At 63.9% G+C, this 5,847-nt stretch carries 5 protein-coding genes; 2 read left to right on the top strand and 3 right to left on the bottom strand.

All coding sequences use genetic code 11. The features are described from left to right. The 3 genes from scpB to VGL01_RS11115 form a co-directional block, all read right to left on the bottom strand. Positions 1-770, bottom strand: a 770-nt coding sequence (gene scpB / locus VGL01_RS11125) for a methylmalonyl-CoA decarboxylase (RefSeq protein ID WP_331569218.1), incomplete at its 3' end; no start/stop codon positions are given. A gap of 19 nt (positions 771-789) precedes the next feature. Beyond that, the gene (locus VGL01_RS11120) at positions 790-1,983 is read right to left on the bottom strand and encodes a CoA transferase (protein ID WP_331569216.1); all 1,194 of its coding nucleotides are present in this window, start codon (positions 1,981-1,983) and stop codon (positions 790-792) included. A gap of 141 nt (positions 1,984-2,124) precedes the next feature. Then, on the bottom strand, positions 2,125-3,036 hold the full coding sequence (locus VGL01_RS11115; RefSeq protein WP_331569214.1) for a DMT family transporter: 912 nt from the start codon (positions 3,034-3,036) through the stop codon (positions 2,125-2,127). 282 nt (positions 3,037-3,318) lie between these two features. Between VGL01_RS11115 and VGL01_RS11110 the strand changes: the two genes are divergently transcribed. Both VGL01_RS11110 and VGL01_RS11105 read left to right on the top strand, forming a co-directional pair. Then, positions 3,319-4,212 carry an AraC family transcriptional regulator gene (locus VGL01_RS11110; protein ID WP_331569220.1) on the top strand — a complete coding sequence of 298 codons (894 nt, stop codon included), beginning with the start codon at positions 3,319-3,321 and terminating at the stop codon, positions 4,210-4,212. Positions 4,213-4,392: 180 nt separating this feature from the next. After that, positions 4,393-5,685 (top strand): Nramp family divalent metal transporter, encoded by a 1,293-nt coding sequence (locus VGL01_RS11105; RefSeq protein WP_331569212.1) that lies wholly within the window; start codon positions 4,393-4,395, stop codon positions 5,683-5,685. The last annotated feature ends 162 nt before the right edge of the window (positions 5,686-5,847 follow it).

Genomic DNA, 5,847 nt, shown 5'->3' with positions numbered 1-5,847 from the left:
ATACCTTCCCGAAAATCGGCGCTTTGATACGCGCGGCGGCGAATCTCGCTGATGCGCCCGAGCGCGCTCGCGGGCAGCGCACGCATATCGGACAACACGCGCAATTGCTCTTTGACCGCAGCGATCGCAAGCGGCGCCTTCCCGGCGATCTGCATCGCCAACTCGCGCGTCTGCGCTTCGATCCGCTCGGAAGGCACCAGTTGGTCGATGAGACCCAACCGCAATGCGTCCTGGGCCTCCACGGGCTGCGCCGTAAAGAACATCGTCTTGATCGCGCTGATACCGAGCCGATCGGTGAAGTGCAAGAGTCCAGCGGTGTTGTAGGGCAAGCCGATATTGGCCGGCGTCATCGCGAAGCGTGCGCTTTCATCGGCGACAACGATGTCGCAACTGACCACGGTTTCGACCGCACCACCCCAAACAGAACCCTGGACCTGCGCGATCACCGGAAACGGTGCGTGCCGCAGCGCTGCAATGGCCGCTTCCAGCGCGCTGCCGTGCGCCAACGGATCGGTACCGTCGAGCGGCAATTCCCCGATGTCGTGACCTGCCGACCATGTTCCGTGCTGGAGCGTCGTTTTCAAAATCATGACGCGCATCCGCTCGCGCTCGCACAGCTGACACGCGGCCGTGATCGCCTCCAGCACCCAGTGGCTCAAGGCATTACGTTTGGTCGGGTTACTCAGCGTGACCGTGGCGACATACCCTTCCCGTTTGATTTGAACCGAAGCATCGGCGGGTCCGCTAAGGGTTTCGATCTGTTCGGTCATGTTCAACTCACCTTTTGGCTCATTTCATCGGCGCGACGGCATCGTCGACGAATTCCGCAACGATCCGCGCCCGGTCGGCATCGAGCTCCGGCGCGGCCCGATACGCGCGTGGGTCCGCGATGCCCGAGACCTTGATGGGGTTGCCCGCTACCTGGAATACGCCCGCCTTGGCGTCCTTGACTTCGACGACCATGTTCCGTTCGTTCAATTGCTCGTCGTCGACGATGTCGGCGACCGAATTGATGGGACCGCAGGGCACGCCCGCCTCTTGCAACAATGCGATCCACTCACGCGCGCTGCGGCCGGCCAGCGTGAGTTCCAATTGCTCGGTCAGTGCATCGATGTTTTCGCGCCGCAGCGCATTCGTGCGGTACCGGCTGTCATCGCGCAGATCCGGCCGTCCCAATGCATTGCACAGCTTGTCGAACAGACCGTCATTCGCGGCGCCGATCACGAAATACGTATCGGCCGCGTGAAATGCGCTGAACGGCGCAACGGACGGATGACGCGCGCCCTGCGCCCGCGGTACCTCGCCCGTGGCGGCATAACCGGTGAGCGCGTCTTCGAGAATCGCAACCTGGCAGTCCAGCATCGCCACATCGAGATAGCGGCCGACGCCCGTACGCTCGCGCTCATAAAGCGCCGCGTTGATGCCGATCGCCAGATAGAGACCCGCGGTAATGTCGCCGACGGATACCCCGACACGCGTCGGCGCGCCGCCCGGTTGCCCGGTCACGCTCATCAAACCGCTCATCGCTTGAACGACGATGTCGTAGGCCGGCCTGTCCTGATAGGGGCCGGTCTGGCCGAAGCCGGACACGCTGCCGTAGATCAACCAGGGGTAGCGTTCGTGCAGCGTCTCATGGTCCAGGCCAAAGCGACGCATCACGCCCGGACGGAAATTCTCGACCAAGACATCGGCCTGGCCAAGCAGAGCGTGCAGGATATCGCGATCGCCCGAGCGCTTGATGTCGAGCGCGATACTCTCTTTGCCGCAGTTCAACGCCGTGAAATACGTCGATTTCCCGTTCAGAAAAGGACCGAAAGCGCGAGAGTCGTCTCCGGCGCCCGGGCGTTCGATCTTGATCACACGGGCGCCGAGTTGCCGAAGAATCATCGTGGCGTAGGGACCGGACAGCACGCGCGTCATATCGACAACGGTAATACCGGACAACAGGCCTTTTTGTTCGATGGGCGTCGTTTCCGATTGCATGATCAGTTTCCTCGAAAGGGAAATCGATGTCGTTACCCCTTTGAAACGATCCATCGGCTCGGCGCGACATCTGCTGATCCAGTCTACTGCTGGCCGCCTGTGGGCCAGGCTAGCGAAACTGCTAGGCCCTGGGCCGCCCGCTCATACGCGTACGGAACGGCCCCGTCCTCGCCTAAACGGCAGATGCCGCGCGATGTTGAACGCAACGAGATTGCCCACCACCACGAGCAGCAGGCCGACGACGGCGGGAGCCGACCATCGGTACCCCTCGAACACCGTCGATACGGCCAGCGCGACGAACGGGAACAGCACCGTGCAGTAGGCGGCCCGGTCGGGGCCGATGCGGCCGACCAACGTCAGGTAGGTCGTGAACCCGATCACCGATCCGGGCACCGCGAGATAAGCGAGCGAGCCGAAATACCGCGCGGTCATCTCGGGCTGGAAGGAGAACCCCGCGGCAAGACTGCCGAGCGTCAACAGCGTCGCGCCGATCAGCATCGCCCAGCTGTTGGTGACCGTCGGGTGGAGGCCCATCGCCTGCATGCGGCTCGAAAACAGATTGCCGGCCGAGAACGACATCGTGCCGGCGAGCGTAATCGCAAGCCCCAGCCACATCGCCCGATCGCCGGTGTGGCCCACCATCTGCGGCGCAAAGAGACAGAGGATGCCCACGAGTCCCAACACGGCGCCGACGATGGCACTTGGCTGCAACGGCCGCCCCATGAAAATTCGGCCGTTGATCGCATTCAGGAGCGGCGCCGTCGAAAACACGACCGCGACGAGGCCGCTCGGCACGATCTGCTCAGCGTAGTAGAAGCACAGAAAGTTGACACAGAAAAGCGCCACACCCTGACCGGCGAGCAACGGCCAGGCCTCGCGCGGCGCCTTCACGGACCGGCGCAAAAGCCGCATCAGCACGAACATGACCAACGCGGCGAGCCAGAAACGAAAGGCGATCGACACCGGCGGCGCCACGACGCCGACCTGCCACTTGATGGCAATCCAGGTCGTGCCCCAAATCAATACCGTAATGAAATAAAGCGACAGATTCATGGTCTACCATCGATCGAGGAAATAGCGAACAGCCAAAGGCCGGCTCCAGCCCCGGCTCAGCGGGGAGCGCGACACGCGCATACGGCACCCACTATCGCGCGTCGGTTTCGACGCGCGTTGTCCAGGCTTGCGGTTTTTTCGAGACGGCGGGCGACGCGTGCGGCGCGGCCCGTCTATACTCGTTGTTCCGCTCGATACCCCTTTTTTGCGCACTTTTCGACCTTCATCGTGGACGCCAGCCCGTTCCTGACTGCGCCAGCCGCCGACGAAACGCCGTTCGGCATGCATTCGGTCGGCCGCACGCTCGCGGAAGCCGATGCGACGCTGGAGCGCTTCGCGTGGCTCGGCGACCGGCTTGCGGCCGCCGTCTGGCGGCGCGTCACGGTCGAGGAGGAAACGACGTACGACAAGCCCGGCCATCACACGCTGTCGTGCTACCTCGACGGCGGCTACCGCACCGAGCGCCAAAAGTTGCCGGGGCAGTACGGCGCGCCGCAACGACTGTGCGCGCTGCCGGGCGACCACGAATCGCGCTGGTGGGTCCGCGGCCAGATGCATTTCATGCATCTGTACTTCCTGCCGGAGCATTTCACGCGCCGTGCCGTTCAGGAACTCGATCGCGAGCCGCGCGAGCTGACGCTCGCGGACCGGACCTATTTCGAAGATGCCCGCATCGCCGCGCTCTGCCGCGGACTTGCGGCCGCACCGTGGGACGGCCCGGACGACCGGCTGCGCGCGAACGAAACGGCGCACGAGATCCTGAGCCTCCTGCTGCGCGCACAGGCGGTACGCCGCGACGACGCCACGATCAAGGGTGGGCTCGCGCCGGCCATGCGGCGGCGCCTCGTCGATTACATCGACGCGAATCTTTCTCGCACGCCTACGCTCGGCGAACTCGCTGAATTGGCGTGCCTCTCCGAATTTCATTTCTCACGCATGTTCCGGGCCTCGTTCGGGATGCCGCCTTCCGCCTGGATCGCTTTGCAGCGCCTCGATCGCGCGCGCACGCTGCTGCGCACGACGACGCTCCCCGTCGATCGGATCGCCGCCGACTGCGGCTATGCCGATGCGAGCCATTTCGGCCATCGCTTTCGTGCCGCCGTGGGCGCCGCACCGCTCGCCTACCGGCGCGCGTTGAACGCCGATCGTGCGATGGCGAACCTCGACATCGATTGATCGCCATAGGCCTATCGCATCGATAGCGCTCAGGTCTAACAGGCGCCTGCGCGGTTTCAGCCATGCCCAATCGATGCAATCGGAACGTTCAATTGTTCTTTTCTGGCGGTACCCGTCACCATGCTTCGTATGGGCAGGCAGGAGCCTGCATACGTCGGCAGCAAAAGCATGAGGTGAACGATGACAACCGCGCAAATGCAGCTCGGCATGACCCAGCGCACGACTCGAGCGATGAGCGCCGCCCTCGCGGGCCGCATGTCGAGCCCGCGCTCGGCGCTGCTCTTTGCCGGCCCGGCCGTCGTCGCTTCGATCGCCTACATCGATCCGGGCAACTTCGCGGCGAATATCGAAGCGGGCTCGCGATACGGCTACGCGCTGCTGTGGGTCGTCGTGATCGCCAACCTCGTCGCGATGCTGTTCCAGGCGCTCTCGGCGAAGCTCGGGATCGTCACCGGCCGCAACCTCGCCGAAATGAGCCGCGAGCACTTTTCCAAACCGGTGGTCTATGCGATGTGGGCTGTCAGCGAAATCGCTGCGATGGCAACCGATCTCGCCGAATTTCTCGGCGGCGCCATCGGTATTTCGCTGCTGTTTCACTTGCCGCTCATGGCCGGAATGGTCATCACGGGCATCGTCACCTATGCGATTCTCGGCGCCGAAAAAAGAGGCTTCCGCCCGCTCGAGCTCATCATCGGCGGACTCGTCGCCGCCGTGGCGCTCGCTTATGTCGTCGAACTGTCCATTGTCGATGTGGCATGGACCGACGCCGCCCGCGGCGCGCTCGTCCCGACGTTGAGCGGCAACGGCGCAGTAGGCGTGGCTGTCGCAATGCTGGGCGCCACGATCATGCCGCATGCCATTTATCTGCATTCGGGGCTCACGCAACAACGCGCGCCGGCACATAACGATGCGCAACGCAGCAAGCTTTTGCGGTTCTCGAATCGCGAGGTGGTGATCGCGCTCTCGATCGCAGGCCTCGTCAACATGGCGATGATCGTCATGGCCGCGGCCGCATTTCACAACGGGCACACCGATATCGTCGAGATCGGGGCGGCCTATCGCAGCCTCGCGCCGCTGTTCGGCGCGGGCGCCGCGGCCGTCTTTCTGATTGCGTTGATCGCCTCGGGCGTATCGAGCTCCGTGGTCGGCACGATGGCCGGGCAGATGGTCATGCAAGGCTTCGTCGGGTTTCGGATACCCGTCGGCGTGCGGCGGCTCGCGACGATGGCGCCGGCTTTCGTCGTCGTGGCGCTCGGCGTCAATGCGACCGACGCGCTCGTCTATAGTCAGATGGCGCTGAGCTTCGCGCTGCCCGTGCCGATGATTGCGCTCGTCGTTTTCACTAGCCGCCGGGAGATCATGGGACGTTTCGTCAACAGCCGGCTCGTGAGCGCGGGGGCAATCGTCGCAACGGTCGCCATCGTCGCACTGAACGTGGGGCTCGTGCTCCAAACCGGCTTGAAAGCGATTTGAAGAGGTTTAAAGCGATCGACAGTCGAGCGATGTCGATTCCGGCCGCCGTCGTTCGTCGTGTAGGATCGGGGACGCCGTCCCCTTTCTACCGGAGATTGCCATGTCGACCCATACCGTTCGCCTTCACCGTGTTCTGCGCGCCACGCCCGAGCGCGTCTACCG

Source organism: Trinickia sp. (genome assembly GCF_036503415.1).
Taxonomy (GTDB): Bacteria; Pseudomonadota; Gammaproteobacteria; order Burkholderiales; family Burkholderiaceae; genus Trinickia.
This window is presented reverse-complemented; position numbering and strand designations above follow the sequence as displayed.

What these genes read in the sequence shown, in the direction of transcription:
- VGL01_RS11110 (WP_331569220.1), top strand. Translation starts at nt 3,319, where the DNA reads ATGCATTCGGTCGGCCGCACGCTCGCGGAAGCCGATGCGACGCTGGAG.
- VGL01_RS11105 (WP_331569212.1), top strand. Translation starts at nt 4,393, where the DNA reads ATGACAACCGCGCAAATGCAGCTCGGCATGACCCAGCGCACGACTCGA.
- VGL01_RS11115 (WP_331569214.1), bottom strand. Translation starts at nt 3,036, where the DNA reads ATGAATCTGTCGCTTTATTTCATTACGGTATTGATTTGGGGCACGACC.
- VGL01_RS11120 (WP_331569216.1), bottom strand. Translation starts at nt 1,983, where the DNA reads ATGCAATCGGAAACGACGCCCATCGAACAAAAAGGCCTGTTGTCCGGT.